The organism is Mycobacterium florentinum, assembly GCF_010730355.1.
GTDB classification, from domain to species: domain Bacteria; phylum Actinomycetota; class Actinomycetes; order Mycobacteriales; family Mycobacteriaceae; genus Mycobacterium; species Mycobacterium florentinum.
On the sequence record NZ_AP022576.1, the window covers coordinates 422,274 to 439,170 of the forward strand.

The 16,897-nt window shown below is 65.9% G+C and carries 16 protein-coding genes and 1 pseudogene; 9 read left to right on the forward strand and 8 right to left on the reverse strand.

Going from position 1 to position 16,897, the window contains the following annotated elements; genetic code table 11:
- Positions 1-19: 19 nt before the first annotated feature.
- Positions 20-874, reverse strand: a complete 855-nt coding sequence (locus G6N55_RS02060) for an LLM class F420-dependent oxidoreductase (protein WP_232078903.1) — start codon at positions 872-874, stop codon at positions 20-22.
- A 193-nt stretch (positions 875-1,067) separates the two neighbouring features.
- On the opposite strand from G6N55_RS02060, the gene G6N55_RS02065 reads away from it, so the two are divergent.
- The gene (locus G6N55_RS02065) at positions 1,068-1,709 is read left to right on the forward strand and encodes a cutinase family protein (protein ID WP_085220253.1); all 642 of its coding nucleotides are present in this window, start codon (positions 1,068-1,070) and stop codon (positions 1,707-1,709) included.
- An 87-nt stretch (positions 1,710-1,796) separates the two neighbouring features.
- Positions 1,797-2,975, forward strand: coding sequence for a glycosyltransferase (locus G6N55_RS02070; RefSeq protein ID WP_085220563.1), 1,179 nt, complete (start codon positions 1,797-1,799; stop codon positions 2,973-2,975).
- On the opposite strand, the gene G6N55_RS02075 is transcribed toward G6N55_RS02070, so the two are convergent.
- Entirely contained in the window at positions 2,976-3,908 is a 933-nt protein-coding gene (locus G6N55_RS02075; RefSeq protein WP_169718475.1) for a DMT family transporter, read from the reverse strand.
- Between the two features lie 115 nt (positions 3,909-4,023).
- Between G6N55_RS02075 and G6N55_RS02080 the strand changes: the two genes are divergently transcribed.
- Together G6N55_RS02080 and G6N55_RS02085 are read left to right on the forward strand one after the other, a co-directional pair.
- Positions 4,024-4,572 (forward strand): thioredoxin family protein, encoded by a 549-nt coding sequence (locus G6N55_RS02080; RefSeq protein ID WP_085220252.1) that lies wholly within the window; start codon positions 4,024-4,026, stop codon positions 4,570-4,572.
- Between the two features lie 186 nt (positions 4,573-4,758).
- Entirely contained in the window at positions 4,759-5,517 is a 759-nt protein-coding gene (locus G6N55_RS02085) for a cutinase family protein (RefSeq protein WP_085220251.1), read from the forward strand.
- A gap of 12 nt (positions 5,518-5,529) precedes the next feature.
- Here the strand turns inward: G6N55_RS02085 and G6N55_RS02090 are convergent, their stop codons facing one another.
- Positions 5,530-6,333, reverse strand: a complete 804-nt coding sequence (locus G6N55_RS02090) for an MOSC domain-containing protein (RefSeq protein ID WP_085220250.1) — start codon at positions 6,331-6,333, stop codon at positions 5,530-5,532.
- 284 nt (positions 6,334-6,617) lie between these two features.
- Between G6N55_RS02090 and G6N55_RS02095 the strand changes: the two genes are divergently transcribed.
- The 4 genes from G6N55_RS02095 to G6N55_RS02110 all read left to right on the forward strand — a co-directional run bounded on the left by G6N55_RS02095 (position 6,618) and on the right by G6N55_RS02110 (position 11,507).
- Positions 6,618-7,661 carry a class I SAM-dependent methyltransferase gene (locus tag G6N55_RS02095; protein ID WP_085220562.1) on the forward strand — a complete coding sequence of 348 codons (1,044 nt, stop codon included), beginning with the start codon at positions 6,618-6,620 and terminating at the stop codon, positions 7,659-7,661.
- A 76-nt stretch (positions 7,662-7,737) separates the two neighbouring features.
- Positions 7,738-8,178 carry a Fur family transcriptional regulator gene (locus tag G6N55_RS02100; RefSeq protein WP_085220249.1) on the forward strand — a complete coding sequence of 147 codons (441 nt, stop codon included), beginning with the start codon at positions 7,738-7,740 and terminating at the stop codon, positions 8,176-8,178.
- A 34-nt stretch (positions 8,179-8,212) separates the two neighbouring features.
- A complete protein-coding gene (katG, locus tag G6N55_RS02105; protein ID WP_085220248.1) occupies positions 8,213-10,432 on the forward strand; it encodes a catalase/peroxidase HPI in 2,220 nt (739 codons plus the stop codon).
- A 199-nt stretch (positions 10,433-10,631) separates the two neighbouring features.
- Positions 10,632-11,507, forward strand: coding sequence for an alpha/beta fold hydrolase (locus tag G6N55_RS02110; RefSeq protein WP_085220247.1), 876 nt, complete (start codon positions 10,632-10,634; stop codon positions 11,505-11,507).
- Positions 11,508-11,515: 8 nt separating this feature from the next.
- Here G6N55_RS02110 and G6N55_RS02115 read toward each other — a convergent pair whose 3' ends face one another.
- The 5 genes and pseudogenes from G6N55_RS02115 to G6N55_RS02130 all read right to left on the reverse strand — a co-directional run bounded on the left by G6N55_RS02115 (position 11,516) and on the right by G6N55_RS02130 (position 15,969).
- On the reverse strand, positions 11,516-12,310 hold the full coding sequence (locus tag G6N55_RS02115) for a DUF1906 domain-containing protein (RefSeq protein WP_085220246.1): 795 nt from the start codon (positions 12,308-12,310) through the stop codon (positions 11,516-11,518).
- Between the two features lie 22 nt (positions 12,311-12,332).
- Complete coding sequence (locus G6N55_RS02120) at positions 12,333-13,124, reverse strand: alpha/beta hydrolase (protein ID WP_085220245.1); 792 nt, start codon at positions 13,122-13,124, stop codon at positions 12,333-12,335.
- A gap of 94 nt (positions 13,125-13,218) precedes the next feature.
- Positions 13,219-14,772 (reverse strand): GMC family oxidoreductase, encoded by a 1,554-nt coding sequence (locus G6N55_RS02125; protein ID WP_085220244.1) that lies wholly within the window; start codon positions 14,770-14,772, stop codon positions 13,219-13,221.
- Positions 14,773-14,961: 189 nt separating this feature from the next.
- Positions 14,962-15,132, reverse strand: a pseudogene (locus tag G6N55_RS30290) (SRPBCC family protein); the annotation flags it as partial.
- 24 nt (positions 15,133-15,156) lie between these two features.
- Entirely contained in the window at positions 15,157-15,969 is an 813-nt protein-coding gene (locus G6N55_RS02130; protein WP_085220243.1) for an SDR family NAD(P)-dependent oxidoreductase, read from the reverse strand.
- 61 nt (positions 15,970-16,030) lie between these two features.
- On the opposite strand from G6N55_RS02130, the gene G6N55_RS02135 reads away from it, so the two are divergent.
- A complete protein-coding gene (locus tag G6N55_RS02135) occupies positions 16,031-16,654 on the forward strand; it encodes a TetR/AcrR family transcriptional regulator (protein WP_085220242.1) in 624 nt (207 codons plus the stop codon).
- Positions 16,655-16,897: the final 243 nt, after the last annotated feature.

Consider the following 16,897-nt stretch of genomic DNA (forward strand, 5'->3'; position numbering starts at 1 on the left):
ACTCTGTTTTCAGCGACCGCTATTGCTTGCGCCAGGCGAGCATCTTCTCCAGCTCCGAGAAGTCATATCCGCGTTCATCAGGGTGGATTTCGGTGGTGAACAGCGTGACGCCCTCACCGAGGAAGGCGTCGGCGGTCTTGGCGTCGGTCCACGCCATCGCGCGTTCGATGCCGGCCTCGTCGCGCCCGGCGTCGGTCGCAAGTTGCTTGAGGAGTTCGTTTTTGCGGCGGAATTCGTCGATCGGTTCGAAGCTGTGCCAGATGTGGGCGTGGCGCGCCGCGGCGGGAATGGTGCGCCGCTCACCGCCTCCTCCGATCAGGATCGGGATCTGACGCAGCGGGCTGGGAGTCAAATGGTTGAGCCGATATTCGATGCGCTCCAACCCCGCGTCGAACTGGTCCATCCTCGATCGCACCGTGCCGTATTCGTAGCCGTAGGCGATGAAGTCTTGCGGATACCAGCCGGCCCCCAGGCCCAGTATCAATCGCCCGCCGCTGATGTGATCGACGGTGCGCGCCATATCCGCAACCAGGTCGGGGTTGCGATAGGGCATGCCACTGACCAGCAGCCCGATCTCGGCTCGGCTGGTGATCTCGCCCCACGACGCCAGCGCGGTCCAGGCTTCGAAGTTGTTGACCTCCGGCTGTTCATCCTGGAGCACCGGAGCGCCGTCGACGATGTCGACGAAGGGTTTGTGAAAGTGGTCGTAGCCGAAGATCGCGTCGGCGCCGAGCTCCTCGGCGCGCAGCACCGCCTGCCGCCACGTGCGGTAGTCCGGTGTCCCGCCGGCCCACAGCTGCACGCCTATCCGCACCGGACCCGACCGGTCTGCGGATACCGCGGCGGCCTGGGACCCGCTCGTTGAGTCGGTCACGTTTCCTTCCCTTTCGGAATCGCAGGACGGATCTTTACGGCGTCGCCGGATTACCTAGCTCAAACTGAGCGAACATGCTGTTCCTTCCCGCCGGCAAGTACCTCATTCTGATAGATGCCGCCTTAGCCACCCCGCATCCGGGTAAAGCGAGCCGCCGGTACGGCCGTCTCGGTCGGTATGTCAGCATTTGAGAATGAGTGCACTCAGGCTGGTTCGTATCGTTGGCGTCGCGGCAGTGATGATGTGGGGGCTGGTTAGCGCGCCGATCTCCCCGATCGCGTCCGCCGATCCCTGCTCCGACGTCGAGGTGGTGTTCGCTCGCGGCACCCATCAGGAGCCCGGCCTCGGCAACATCGGTCAAGCCTTCGTCGACTCGCTGACCTCGCAGGTCGGCGGGAAGTCCGTCGGGGTCTACGCGGTCAACTACCCGGCCAACGACGATTACCACGCCAGCGCACCGGCCGGCGCTGACGACGCGAGCGGTCACATCCAGGGCACCGTCGCCAACTGCCCCAAGACGAAGCTCGTGCTCGGCGGGTACTCACAGGGCTCGACGGTGATCGACCTGGCCACTCAGGCGATGCCGGCTCCGGTGGCTGACCATGTTGCCGCGGTCGCGCTCTTCGGCGAACCGACCAGTCAATTCTCCAGCGCGCTGTGGGGCGGCCAGCCGCTGCCGACGATCAACCCGATTTACAGCGGGAAGACGATCAGCCTGTGCGCGCAAGACGATCCGATCTGCTCCGCGGGCGGGAACATCATGGCGCACGTTTCGTATATTCAGTTGGGGATGACCGACCAGGCCGCAACCTTCGCGGCCAACCGGCTCCGCTAACGGTGTCGCCGCACAGCGTCGCACGGCGGATCGCAACCAATGGACCTGGTGCACGGGACAAGCAGCACTGCGAGTGAGGTTCCGCCGATGAAATGCGTGCTGGTCGGCTATGGAAGTCGCGGCGACGTCGAGCCCTTGGCCGCCGCTGGCCGGGAGCTGATGCGACGCGGCCACCACGTGCAGATGGCCGTCGCGCCCAACATGGTGGCCTTCGTCGAATCCGCGGGGTTGCCCGCGGTCGCGTACGGCCGGGACTCGCGGGAACAGATGGACTTCGCCGCGGCGTTCGTCGGCAAGATCTCGAACCCGGTCACCATGTGGGCCGAGATCGCCGAGCATGTCAACGAGGTCAAGTCCGAAAAGACTGCGACGCTGAGATCGGTGGCGGACGGAGCCGACCTGCTGGTCGCCGCCTTCAACGAGCGCGGCCTGGCCGCCAATGTTGCTGAGTATCACGATATTCCGCTCGGCACGCTGCACTACTTCCCGGCGCGGATTTTGGCGTCCGGCGCATTCGGTCCGCAAATCACCAAGGACACCGACGACGCGCAGCGCCGCGCGCTCGGCTTACCGGAGGTCGCCGGGGACTCCGCCCCGCGCATGGTGGAGATCCAGGCCTATGACGAGATCTGCTTGCCGGGACCGGCGGCCGAATGGCTGGAATCGGATGCTGCGCCGCTCTTCGTCGGCGCGCTGACGCTGGGGCGGCCGAGCGACGCCGACGACGAGGTGTTGTCCTGGATCGCTGCCGGAACGCCGCCGATCTACTTCGGTTTCGGCAGCACACCGCTTGCATCCCCAGTGGAGACGATCGCGGTGATCGGCGCCGCCTGCGCGCGGCTGGGCGAGCGGGCGTTGATATGCACCGGCCCCAATGACGTCGCCGGCGCCCCGGACGCCGAGCACGTGAAAATCGTGGCCGAGGTGAACCATGCGGCCGTCTTTCCGGCCTGCCGCGCTGTCGTTCACCATGGCGGTGCCGGCGCTACGGCCGCGGGCCTGCGGGCCGGAGTTCCGACGCTGGTGCTGTGGTTCTGGCTTGATCAGCCGGTCTGGGCGGATGGGGTCACCGAGCTGAAAGTTGGCTCCGGACGGGCCTTTATGGAAAGCACCCTGGACTCGGTGACCGCGGACCTGCAGGGCATCCTCACTCCTGAGTGCGCGGCCCGGGCCCGCGAGGTCGCCGAGCTGATGAGCAAACCCGCCGAAAGCCTTGCGCGCGCAGTCGATTTCCTGGAAGAGGCCGCCCTCAAGCAGCCGCGATGATTACTTGAGGATCACACCGTCTTCTTCGCTGGGACGTGGTGTGTCAACATCTTTCGTGACCGGATGGCCTGCGCCGGGTGCGGTGTCGCGTGCCAGCGCGATGGTGGATGCCACCATCGCGACGACGGCGACGAGCAGGCCCAGTGCCGCCGAGCCTCGCACCGCAAGGTGTTCGCCGAGCACGACGACCCCGAGCAAAACCGCGACGACGGGTTCACCCACCAGCATCAGCGGTACCGAGGCCTGTAACGCGCCGGCGTGAAAGGCGGAGCTTTGCACCATGGTTACCGCCACCGCCAGCACGACGAGCAGGTACGGGGCCGGGACGGTCAGAAGACCATGCCATCCGCCCACGGCGTAGCGGTGCGTGCAGATCTTGGTCAAGACCGCCACCATGCCAAGTAGAACCGCCACCGCGACCGCGAGCAGCATGGCGCGGGTGCGGCCGTGGGTACGCCGGGCCGCGACGAGGCACACGATGACCAGCGGCGCGGTGAGCGCCAGCGCCATCGTCCAGGACGGTATCGGTGACCGGTGATGGCCCTCGCGGGGCTGACCGACGAGCACGAACGCGGCCAGCGCGGCGGTCAACACGATTGCCCAAGCCCATTCGGCTCCGGTGATGCGCTGATGGCAAAGCCGCGCGCTCAACGGCAGGGCGAACAGCAGCGACGAAACCAGCAGCGGCTGCACGAGCAGCAGGGATCCGTTGGCCAGCGCCAGGGCCTGAAACACGAAGCCGGCGACGGCGGCGAGAATCCCGGCCCACCACAACGGTCGGCGAGCCACACTCGTCACCGTCGATCCGGACAGGTCCCCAGCGGCTGGAACGCTTTGGGCGACTCGTTGTCGAACGACGATGCCGACGGCTGCCCAGAACGCGGCGAGTAATCCCGAGAAGATCGCGACGGCGTGCGATATCACCCACCCCATGTTTCGGGCTGGTACACCGGATTGCAACGCGGCTAACTCTGGCCACACCCGATGCAGCCTTCCGCACGCATGATCGGCGGTGGTGGCCGGGTCGCCGCCGACTAGTCTGGCGGGCATGGCTATCGAGTCAACAATGCTCGCCCTCGGCACGCCCGCGCCGCCGTTCACATTGCCCGACCCGGCAACCGGCGCCCAGGTCAGCCTCGACGAGCTCACCGGTCCGGCGCTGGTCGTCACATTCATCTGCAACCACTGCCCGTACGTCCAGCACGTCGCGGCCGGGCTGGCGGCGCTGGGCAGAGACCTCGCCAAGCAAGGTGTCGCGATGGTGGGGATCTCCAGCAATGACGTGGTCACCTACCCACAGGATGGCCCCGACGAGATGGTCGCCGAGGCCCGCCGCCACGGCTGGACGTTTCCGTACCTGTACGACGAGACACAAGACGTCGCCCGCTCCTTCTCCGCGGCGTGCACTCCGGACACGTTTGTGTTCGACGGCGAACGCCGACTCGTGTACCGAGGCCAGCTCGACGACTCCCGTCCCAAAAACGAACTGCCGGTGACGGGCGCCGACATCCGCGCGGCGGTCGACGCGGTGCTGGCGGGGCGGCCGGTCGACCCCGACCAGCGGCCGTCAATAGGCTGCGGCATCAAATGGCGTTGAACCGGCTGCGGGCCGACGTGCGATAGGTTCGGCCTGTTCCGCTAGCCGCCGGCTACGGGTGTTGCCGTGGCGTGAAATCGACTGTGGCCGTGCGCTTCTCATCGCGCGCACGCACCCGTGCGGGTAGCGCTTGGCGCGTTCGGCAGGAACACGAATTGAATATCCCGCGTTTGGTGACCGGCGGGGATGGGCATTTATTTGGGCATGATCGCCGGTTACGTCATCCGTTTCGTGGGCCCGGTGGCCGCAGTAATTTTGAGCTTCGGCGCCTCTGTCCTCTTCTCTCCCGTCCCCTGGTCGTCGGCCGAACCATGCCCCGACGTTCAGGTGGTGTTCGCCCGCGGTACCGGCGAGCCGGACGGGGTCGGCCCGACCGGGCAGGCCTTCGTCGACAACCTGCGCGGGCGCGAGGGCGGGAAATCGGTCGACGTTTACGCGGTCAATTACCCCGCCAGCAATGACTGGGACACCGGGCTCGACGGCATTCGGGATGCGGGTGCTCATGTCGTGTCGATGGCGGGCAGCTGCCCCAAGACCAAGATGGTGCTCGGCGGCTTCTCGCAGGGCGCGGCCGTCATGGGTTTCGTGACGTCGGATGCGGTGCCCGCCGGTGTCGATCCCGCGACAGTGCCCAAGCCGCTGGCGCCCGACATCGCCGACCACGTTGCCGCGGTGGTGCTCTTCGGGATGCCCAACGTGCGGGCGATGAACTTCCTCGGCGAACCGCCGGTGGTGATCGGACCGACCTACCAGGCCAAGACGATCAAGGTCTGTGCGAACGAGGACCCGGTTTGCTCGGACGGCATGAACTTCGCCGCCCATAACACCTACGCCGACGACGGCACGATGATCGACAAGGGAGCGTTCTTCGCCGCGAGCCGACTCGACGCGGGCCCGGCCGGACCGGCGACAGTGGTGCACGCGCCCAGTGGCTTCGGCGAGTAATCGCCTGTCCGGCTAAGGGTCGAGGATGACCTCGTCGCCGACCCGGATGACCCCTGGCGTCGTTGCCTTGAAGTAGATGCCCGCACACGCCGCCACCCCACAAGTGCCTGCCTGCAAACGATTTTCAGCGGCGGGTATGCGCAGCGCCCGCGGAGATTTCGGTAGCGGCCCGTGCTCGAGGGTCGGCACCACGCAGCGTGGCGTGAGTTCCAGGCCGCGCAGCCGTACCTCGCCGATACCGAATTCCCGTTCAACCCAATCGTTTTCGACGTACGGGGGGCAGCCGGTGGGCGTGGCGATCACGAGATTCGGCCGGTAGCGCAGGGTCTCGACGCCGATGTGCTCCGAGGTGGCGGTGGTGATCGCGTGCAGTGGAGCATCATCGGTAAACGAATCGCCTGGCGTGCCCAGGCCGATTTCCAGGATGCGGCCGGCGACGTCGGCGTCCAACCCCCGCTCGAGCAGCTGCTCTGGATCCGGCCGCTCTACCGTCGCGCCATCCGGACGCTGGCTGACCAATCGGACCGCGCGCCCCAACAGCCGCGAGAGCAGCTCGTTGACGCCAGGATCATCGGCAGCGACCGTTGTCCCGTCAGGCAGCCCGATGCTGACCCGGCCGGTATCTCCATTGGCCGTGCACTTCAACAGGCCGCGCCATAGCCGCGCCTGTTTGGCGCTGGCCACATGCCCGGTCGTGGCGTCGAGGAGCGCGAGCCGCCGGTCTCCGTCGGCGCCACGTTCGTCGACGAACAAGCTCTCGACGGCTTCCCCGAGCATCGACTTCACCGGATAACGGCGCAAACTCTCGACTCGCATCTAAACATCTTCCACCAGGTGAGTCCCGTACTCGAAATAGTTCAGCCCTGCGGTTGGCCCAGGAAGCCGCGAATCAGTCCCGCAGACTCGTCAGCACACTCGAGCGGAGTGAAAGGACCTGCGCTGTCATGGAAATGGACCGCGAAGTCGGCGATGCGCTCGGCGGGTGTCGCCGTTGCGCGTGGAGTGAATGCGCGACCGTCCCCCGCCGGCCCGGTAAGACTGGCCCGGCGTCCATCCCGCCCCATCGTGCGGTCGGTGGCCGGTTCGTGTACAAGGGTCTGATGGAGGATCGGGACCCCAGATCTTTCGATCCGTCGACGCTGCGCGAAGCGATGGCCCGGCGGTTGCATCGACGATCGATGGCCGAGGGCACCCTCCATCTGCCGGCCGTTCCGGGCATGCTCGACGAGTACCTCACGATGTGTACGACCATCTTTGCCGGGCTGGGCATCCAGTACACCGAAGAAGAGACGGCTCAGCTAAAAACCGTGCTGCAAGGCGAATTGGCGAAAGCCTTTAAGGCTTCGTCGCGTTCGAACATCGTCCTACAGTTCAGCAAGCCGTTCGGCACAATGCTGAATTACCGCGTCAAACCTCAGTGGGCGACGATCGGGGCCGATTACGACAACTGGGTCGACACCCGCGAGGGGCCGCTGTTCGGCACCGAACCCGATGCCCGGGTCTGGGCGCTCGCCAACGAAGCCCCCGATCCCAGCACTTGTCGGGTGCTCGACGTCGGCGCCGGCACGGGGCGAAATGCGCTGGCCCTGGCGCGGCGTGGTCACCCGGTCGACGCGGTCGAGCTGGCCGGGAAGTTCGCCGACATCATTCGTGCTGAAGCCAAACGGAATTCGGTCGATATCCACGTCATCCAGAGCGACGTCTTTGTGGCCATGGAAGGTGTTCGAGGCGATTATCAGCTGGTCGTGTTCGCCGAGGTGGTGCCGGACTTCCGGAGCCCGCAGGAGCTGCGCGGCATGTTCGAACTCGCCGCGCAGTGTTTGGCCCCCGGCGGACATTTGGTGTTCAACTCTTTCTTGCCGCGCGGGGGCTACATCCCCGACGACGCCGCCCGACAACTCGGGCAGCAATGCCACACCACGATCTTCACCCGCGACGAGGTCAGCGCCGCGGCCGCCGGATTGTCGCTTGAACTCGTCTCCGACGAGTCGGCCTACGAGTACGAGAAAGCCCATCTGCCCGAGGGCGCCTGGCCGCCCACGGCCTGGTTCGACGGATGGGCCAGCGGTCAAGACGTTTTCGACGTCGCTCGTGAGGATTCCCCGATCGAGTTGCGCTGGCTCGTCTACCGCAAAGGAAGTTGAGCCGCGCCAAATATTTACGGGCTGTTGCGGCCAGAAAGTCTTGACTGATTCCAGATAAGTGCGAAGTATTGGCGTTGTGTCGTCAACGTCGGACTACGCGCAGCGGTTGCGTTTGGCCGATCTGCGTGTGACCCGGCCCAGGATTGCCGTCCTGGAGGCGGTGCACGCCCATCCACATGCCGACACCGAGACGATCTTCTCCTCGGTGCGGGTCGGTCTCCCCGAAGTCTCCCGCCAAGCCGTGTACGACGTGCTCAACGCCCTCACGGCGGTAGGCCTGGTCCGGCGCATCCAGCCATCGGGGCTGGTCGCGCGCTACGAGTCCCGGGTCGGCGACAACCACCATCACGTCGTATGCCGGTCCTGCGGTGTGATCGCCGACGTCGACTGCGCGGTCGGCGATGCCCCCTGCCTTACCCCGTCGGACGACGACAACGGTCTCGATGGCTTCGTCCTCGATGAGGCCGAAGTCATCTATTGGGGCCTGTGCCCCGACTGCTCGACAGCAGATTCCTGATCACAGCCCGTGATCACAGCCCAATCACCCACCACTGGAAAGGAATGCTGTGTCATCAGATACGTCCCACAAGAGCGAGAGTGAGAACCCGGCAATCGCGTCGCCAGAGCCGAAATCGGGTGCTCCCCTCACCAACCAGGACTGGTGGCCCAACCAGATCGACGTCTCGCGGCTGCACCCGCATTCGCCGCAGGCCAATCCGCTCGGCGACGACTTCGATTACGCCGAGGAGTTCGCCAAGCTCGATGTCGAGGCTGTCAAGGCCGACCTGGTCTCGGTGCTGACCACCTCACAGGACTGGTGGCCAGCCGACTACGGGCACTACGGCGGCTTCTTCATCCGGATGAGCTGGCACGCCGCGGGCACCTACCGCATCTATGACGGCCGTGGCGGTGGCGGTCAGGGTTTACAACGCTTCGCCCCCCTCAACAGCTGGCCGGACAACGCCAGCCTGGACAAGGCGCGCCGGCTGTTGTGGCCGGTCAAGAAGAAGTACGGCAACAAGATCTCCTGGGCGGACCTGCTGCTGCTGGCCGGCAACGTTGCGCTGGAGTCGATGGGGTTCAAGACCTTTGGCTTCGCCTTTGGTCGCGAAGACGTCTGGGAGCCCGAAGAGATCCTCTTCGGTGAAGAGGACGAATGGTTGGGCACCAACAAGCGCTACTCCGGCACGCGCGATCTCGCGCAACCGTATGGCGCCACCACCATGGGTCTGATCTACGTGAATCCCGAAGGCCCCGAAGGTAAGCCGGATCCCGTCGCCGCGGCGATCGACATCCGCGAGACGTTCGGCCGGATGGCGATGAACGACGAGGAGACCGCCGCGCTGATCGTCGGCGGCCACAGCTTCGGCAAGACGCACGGCGCCGCCAGTGGCGACCTGGTCGGCCCCGAGCCGGAGGCGGCCCCGATCGAGCAGCAGGGGCTGGGCTGGAAGAGCTCCTACGGCAGCGGCTCGGGTGCCGACGCCATCACCAGCGGCCTGGAGGTGGTCTGGACGCCTACCCCCACGAAGTGGGACAACACCTTCCTGGAGACGCTGTACGGCTACGAATGGGAGCTGGTCAAGAGCCCGGGTGATGCCTGGCAGTTCACGGCGAAGGACGGCGCCGGCGCGGGCACCATCCCCGATCCGTTCGGCGGACCGGGCCGTGCTCCGACAATGCTGGTCACGGACATCTCGTTGCGGGAGGACCCGATCTACCGGGAGATCACCCAGCGCTGGCTGAAAAACCCCGATGAGCTGGCCGACGCGTTCGCCAAGGCCTGGTACAAGCTGCTGCACCGTGACATGGGACCGATCTCGCGTTACCTCGGTCCGTGGGTTCCCGAGCCGCAGCTCTGGCAGGACCCGGTTCCGGCCGTCGACCACAAGCTGGTCAACGACAAGGACGTCGCGTCCCTGAAGAGCAAGGTGCTCGAGTCCGGCCTGACGGTTCCCCAGCTGGTCAAGACCGCCTGGGCGGCGGCGGGCAGCTACCGCAACACCGACAAGCGCGGAGGGGCGAACGGCGCGCGGATTCGCCTTGAGCCGCAACGAAATTGGGAGGTCAACGAGCCCTCCGAGCTGGACAAGGTGTTGCCGGTGCTGGAGAAGATCCAGCAGGACTTCAACGCCTCGGCTTCGGGTGGCAAGAAGATCTCGCTGGCCGACGTGATCGTGCTGGCCGGTTCCGCGGCGGTCGAGAAGGCGGCCAAGGACGCCGGGTACGACATCTCGGTGCACTTCGCACCCGGTCGCACCGACGCCACGCAAGAGAACACCGACGTGGAGTCGTTCGCGGTGCTCGAACCGCGTGCCGACGGGTTCCGCAACTACGTCCGGCCCGGCGAGAAGGCCCCGGTGGAGCAGCTGCTGCTGGAGCGGGCGTATCTGCTGGGTGTGACCGGACCGGAGCTGACGGTGCTCGTCGGTGGTCTGCGTGCTCTCGGCGCCAACCATGGCGGCAACAAGCACGGCGTGTTCACCGACAAGCCGGGCGCGTTGACCAACGACTTCTTCGTCAACCTGCTCGACATGGGCACGGAGTGGAAGCCGTCCGAGACCGCGGAGAACGTCTACGAGGGCCGCGACCGGTCGTCGGGGGCTATCAAGTGGACCGCGACCGCGAACGACCTCGTGTTCGGGTCGAACTCGGTGCTGCGCGCCCTGGCCGAGGTTTACGCGCAGGACGACAACGCCGGCAAGTTCGTGGAGGACTTCGTCGCGGCGTGGGTCAAGGTCATGAACAACGATCGGTACGACCTGAAGTGATAACCACCTGATCGTCAGTACTGGCCGACACCCCGCGGGCGCCCAGCTCGCGGGGTGTCGTTCATTTCGGGGCGGGCGCGGCCGACGCGTGAGGCCCACCACACTATTACCCGTGAGTAACCTACGAAGGCGTAAGTTACGTATTCTTGGGTGAGCGCCAACGCATCCAACTGCCAAGACATGGGTAAACGGATTGACCATGAGCGAACTGACGTACCTCGAATTGCACGGCGACCGGATCGCATACCGGGACGCCGGACGTGGCCACGCGCTGTTGCTGATCCACGGCATGGCGGGCAGCTCGGCCACCTGGCGAGCGATCATCCCGCAGCTGGCCAAGAAATACCGCGTTATCGCGCCGGACCTGCTGGGTCATGGGGAGTCGGCGAAACCGCGCGGCGACTACTCGCTGGGGGCATTCGCGGTCTCCCTGCGCGATCTGCTCGACGAACTCGGGGTTGCGCGCGCGACGGTGGTCGGCCAATCGCTCGGCGGCGGCATCGCGATGCAGTTCACGCATCAGCACCGGGACTACTGCGAGCGGCTGGCCCTGATCGGCAGCGGCGGGCTCGGCCCGGAACTCAGTCCGGTGCTGCGGATGCTGGCGGCGCCCGGCGCCGAATTGGTGTTGCCCGTGGTCGCGCCGCAACCGGTGCTCAACCTCGGCAACAAGGTGGGGTCGTGGTTGACCTCGGCAGGGGTTCGGGCACCGCGAGCCGGTGAGATGTGGCAGGCGTACTGCTCGCTGTCGGATGCGCGGACCCGCCAGGCTTTCCTGCGGACATTGCGTTCAGTCGTGGACTACCGCGGCCAGGCCGTCAGCGCGCTCAACAAGCTCCACGTCGCGGCCGGCCTGCCCTCGCTGCTGATCTGGGGCGATCAGGATCGGATCATTCCCGTCGCGCACGCCTACGCCGCCCACGACGCGCTCGAGGGCAGCCGCCTGGAGGTGCTCGAGGGCGTCGGGCACTTCCCCCATGTGGAGGCGCCGATGGCCGTCGCGGACATCCTGGAGAACTTCATCGCCTCCACGACACCCCAGGCGACCGGCAGTTCGGTGCCGCTGGGCAGGTAGTGCGGGGCTCAGCGACCGAGATCCCACTGTCCGTAATCGGCCGCGAGGACGTCGTCCACGTCCACGTTGATGCCGCCCAGCAGCGGGCCGGGGTTCGAGGGCGTGTTGACGATCGCCTGGTACAGCACCGCCATCGGCTCGCGCTGGCCGTGCGACCACGACCTGGTTTGCCACGCCCAGCGGTGCCCCGCGCTGGTCGAGTTGCCGATCACGCCGTCCCTGATCGCCCACCCGCACGCGTTGTAGTGGCCGTAGATACCGGTGCGGCCCACCCCGAGTACCGAGTTGATGCCCCGAAACCATTCGAGTGCAAGGGTATTCCAGGTGTTTTGGTCGATATCGTCGTCGACGCTGAAGAAGATCGGCGCCGAGTTCGGTCCCCCTGCCGCGGCATGCAACTGCTGAGCCGTTTGTGCGTCCGCCACACCGCCGTCGTGTCCACGGGTGAGGTCTGACGGGGTGGCGGGCCATCCGGGCTTGCCGTACTGGAAGTTGCTGACGATCTGCAGACCTGCGGCGCGTAACGAGTCCGCGTACTCGCGGGTGATGGGCTTCGCCTCGAAATGTGCTCCCGGGCGCTCCGCGGAGACGTAGTTGATCACCCCGGCGTACCCGGCCGCCTTGATCTCGTCCGGCGCGATCCGCTTCTCGGCGAAGTCGATCAGCTGAATGTCGGCGGCCGACACGCTGGGCGCCTCGACGGTTGCGGCCAGGCTCAGCAGCGCCGGTGCGAGGGCATACTTGAAGACCTCGCGGCGCGGGACAGTCCGCTGCCCATCGCGTGGTGCAGCCGAATCGGGCACCGCGCGATGGTAGCAAAATCGGCTATAGTCCCCGCTCCTGTAGCCACGACAGGATGCGCTCGGCAACCGTCTCCCACCCAGGCCCCAGCATCATCTCGTGTCCCAAGCCCGGGAAGATGCGTGCTTCGGTGCCATAGGCCCTGGCCGTTGCGCGCACGTCGGGGGGAGGATAAATCCCGTCCTGCTCTGCCCCGAGCACCAGAAGCGGCGTCGTCACGCGGGTGGGCTTGACCAAATTGAGAGCCACCATGTCGCCCAGGATCGCCCGGATGCTGTCGGGTTGAAGCCGCTCCATGCCTTCGACCACTAGGGATTCGGGTGTCGACGGTGAAAAGAACATGTCGCGCGCGCCCGCCAGCGTCCCGCCGCACATGTCGGCCGGCCGGCCGGTCACCGCGAATTTGTTGCAGCCCCATGGGTGTCGGCGCATTGAGCGCAACACAGACCGCAGATGTCCGCGCGGCGGTGCGGACGCCACCAGCACTCCCGCGGGCGCCTCGTTGTGTTCCAGATACTTCTGCACGATGAAGCCGCCCATCGAATGTCCGATCGGAATTGGCTGCGGTGCAACCTTATTGGCAATCGAGGTGACGTCTTCGACGTAGTCCGAGATCGAGCACCAACGCAGGGGTTTGTCCACCGGGCTACCGCCGTGGCCGCGATAGCTGGGCGCTACGACACGAAACCCGTGCTCCGCAAAATAGTCCAGGAAGTGGACATCCCAGCACCATGCGCCTTGGAAGCCGCCGTGCACGAAGAGCAACGGGTGGGGGTGCTCTTCGGTCGGTTGGCCCTTGTCGATGAGTTCCAGCATGAGGTCGAATTCCTATCGTGGCGTGGGTGATTGGTCAGTATGGATTCGCTGCCACACGCGTGGCGGCTGGTCCGCGGCCGGACATCCGTTGTTGTCACATCCGGTGCTGTGACTTGATAAAGTGCGCGGCGCGCTCGCCGATCACCACACAGGGCGCCATGGTGTTGCCGCTGGTGATGCGGGGCATGATCGATGCATCCGCGACGCGCAGATTCTCGATTCCGTAGACGTTGAGGCGTCCGTCGACCACCGACATCGGGTCGCGCCCCATCTTCGCCGTCCCCGATTCGTGCCAGTAGGTGGTCACCGCGTTGCGCAGGTAGGTTTCCAGCTCGTCGCCGGTCAGGTCTCCGGGCATCACCTCGCGCGTGACGAACGGGCGCAGCTCCGCGGAATTGCCGACCTCACGCAGGGCTTCGATGCAGGCGATCCCCGTCTTGACATCGTGGGGATCGGACAACGCATTCGCCTCGATCCGAATCGGGTCGTCGGGGTCCGGGCCCGACAAGTGCAACCGGCCACGGCTTTTGGGATGTGTCGGGGAGCCGAACAAGATCCAGCTATTTTGCGGCAGGCCGTATTTCGCGGTGTTTTCCGGAGTGGACATGGCGAAGGACCCCAAACAGGCGAACAGGTCTGGCCCGTCGAGATCGCCGAGTCCGGAGTCCCAGAACAATGCCGCCCCCGCCTGGGTGCTGCCTTGTACGCCGTCGGGAAATGCCCATACGCAGCTGAAGCCGTAGTGGTCTTGCAGGTTGCGTCCCACCCCGGGCAGGTGCTGGCGAAGCGCGACTCCGGCCGCGCGCAGTTCGTCGGCATCACCGATTCCCGACTGCATCAGCACCTTGGGGGTGTGAATCGCCCCGAGCGAAAGCACCACCTCGGTGTCCGCCGTCACGTGATGGATCTTGCCGTCATGGAGGACTTCGACGCCGGTGGCCCGATTGCCGTGGAATGTCACCCGTTTCACCAGGGCATGCGGCACCACGGTCAGGTTCGGCTTATCCAGATGAGGAGCCGTGTAGGTGCGGAATACCGAGAGGCGCTTGCCGTCGTGGTATCTCACATCGGTGATCGCGGCGCCGCGCATCTCTTCCATCAGGCGACCGTTGGGGCTCTGATAGGTCGGAATTCCCAATGTCCTGGCCGCTTTCACGGTCGCCGTGGCGACCGGATGCGGGTCGGGTGTCGGCTGCACGAAGACGGGCCCTCCCCTGCCGCGATGATTCGGCTCACCCGCGCCCTGCCAGTCCTCAATCTGCCGGTACAGGTCCAGGACCGCGTCGTAGCCCCAGGCCGCTTCACCGGATTCGGACGCGAAATGGTCCCAGTCGCTGCGGTGCCCGCGGGCCCAGATCATCACATTGATGCTGGACCCGCCGCCGAGCACCTTGCCCATCGAGAACGGGACCGAGCGTCCGTGCAGTCTCGGGTCGGGTTCGGACACGAAACCCCAGTCGCGTTCGCTGCCCAGGTTTAACGGCCACTGGGTCGCGTCGGTCACGGTGGGGACGTCATCGCTGCCGCCGGCCTCTAGGAGTAAGACCGTCACATCGGGGTTTTCCGCCAACCGTCCGGCGACGGCTGAACCCGACGACCCCGCCCCGCACACGATGACGTCGTAGCTTGGCTCTAATACCGACTTCACGATGACTCCTTCATCCGGCTAGGTATAGTTATAGATATCTAGCCACGCGGACGTGAGCCGGACGGTTCACCGGTTTCGCGAATTTCCGCGTGACTAAACCCAATTCGGAGTCAGCGGCGACAAGGATGCCCCTTGTGACGTGAATTACTGCCGTTCGGCGGCGTTCATGAGGTGACTGGCGAGAAACCCGGGCCATATCCCCACCTTGCGGACCGCGCCTACGCCGGCAGGTGCTGGATCCCCTTGTTGCTCCCAACTCGATTGGACGATAAGCGGTTTCGCCCATTGCGATCAACGGGCACCGTCGGTTTCCAGGGCGAACGGCGTGGGGGCTGATGCGGTTGTCGTTCGGTTGATCACGAAAGTGAAGACTTTGCGGGCATCTCATCGACTCGCATGCGTCGTCGCGGCGGCGGGCCGCAGCATTCGGGCGCTGATCAAGGCCGCAAGCCAGCCGGGTGAGAAGCGCCCGCCCGTAGTCATGACCCGGTTGCGCCAGCCGGGAACCACGACGGCGCGGCCTCGATCGAGTGCGCGCAGCCCGGCGGTCACCACCGGTTCGGGTGCGGCCAGATGCCGGTAGATCGCGGTGTGCGAGACGTCCGATCCCAGCGCATCGACGAACCCCGTCCGGGTGGGCCCGGGGCACAGCGCGGTCACCGTGACGCCCGAGCCGCGCGTTTCGGCCCACAAGGCCTGGCTGAGCGAGAGCACGAACGCCTTCGAGGCGCCGTAGGTGGCCTGATAAGTCCCGGGCGCAAACGCGATCGTGGAGGCGACGTTGAGGATGCCGCCGCGTCCGCGGGCGAGCATCCCGGGAAGCACCGCGTGGGTCAGGCGGACCAGCGCATCGACATTGACCGCCACCAGTTCGTGCTCGCGGCGGGCGTCCAGCTCCGCAAATGGTCCGTAGGTGCCGAACGCGGCGTTATTGATCAGCACCTCGACCGGCCGTCCGTCGAGACGAGCCGCGAGGCTGTCGAAGCCGGCTTCGGTGCCGAGGTCGCCGACGGCGAGTTCGACGTCGACGCCCGCCGTCTGACGGACGCGCTGCGCGACCGCGCTGAGCCGCGCCTGGTCCCGTCCGGCAAGCAGCAGTGAGAAGCCCCGCTGGGCCAGCAGGTCGGCGAAGATCTCGCCGAAACCGGAGCTGGCGCCCGTGATCACCGCCCAGCCGGTCCTTGGTTGAGATGCCATTTCCGCTCCTTTCGAGGATGTGAATATCATTAACATAGACCTGCATGTTAATGTCGTCAACATGCCAGGAAAGAAGTCCCCCGCGGCGACGAAGACCCGCCGGGACAGTTATCACCACGGCGATCTCAAGCGGGCGCTGACCAGTGCGGCACTGTCGTTGGTGGCGGAGCGGGGACCGAAGGGTTTCACCCTGACCGAGGCCGCACGCCGGGCCGGCGTCAGCGCCGCGGCGCCGTACCGCCACTTCACCGACAAGGCCCACCTGCTCGCTACCGTCGCCGAGCAGGGGTTTGTCGACCTCCATGCGACGTTGACCGCCGCCGTCGGCGCAGTATCGGGGCCGACTGACAAGCTGACCGCAATCGGTCGCGCCTACGTGCGCTGGGCCGTCGACCATCCGGACCAGTACCGGGTCATGTTCGGGGCGGATACCGACAAGGCCCGGCACCCGAGCCTGGCCGTCGCCGCAGGTCAAGCGTTCGGAGTCCTGCTTGACGCGATAGCCGGGTGCCAGGCCGCCGGGCTGCTTCGCGGCCAAGAACCGCTCAAACTGGCCGGACCGCTCTGGTCGCTCGTGCACGGCATCGCTTCGCTTGCGAACGAGGGCGAGCTACGGAATGTGGGGATCGACCAAGACCCCGAGGGCATGGTCTCCGATGCCCTGTCCGGCCTGTTCGATCGCTGAATCGGGGGCCCACTCGGCGGGTGGCCCAGCAAACAAATGCGCCCCCACATCGATCATCGCCGCGCCCATTGGCTCACAACATGTTCCGACTCTCGATTGCTTCCGCGCGACCCGGAGCAGTTATCCAGCGGACCTCGCCGGCACGCGAACATCGCCGAAACCTAACTATTGAAGGGCACCGATGGCGCGTTTGCGTCGATTAGCTGATCGAACTATAGTCTGGACACATGTCCAGTTTGCTGT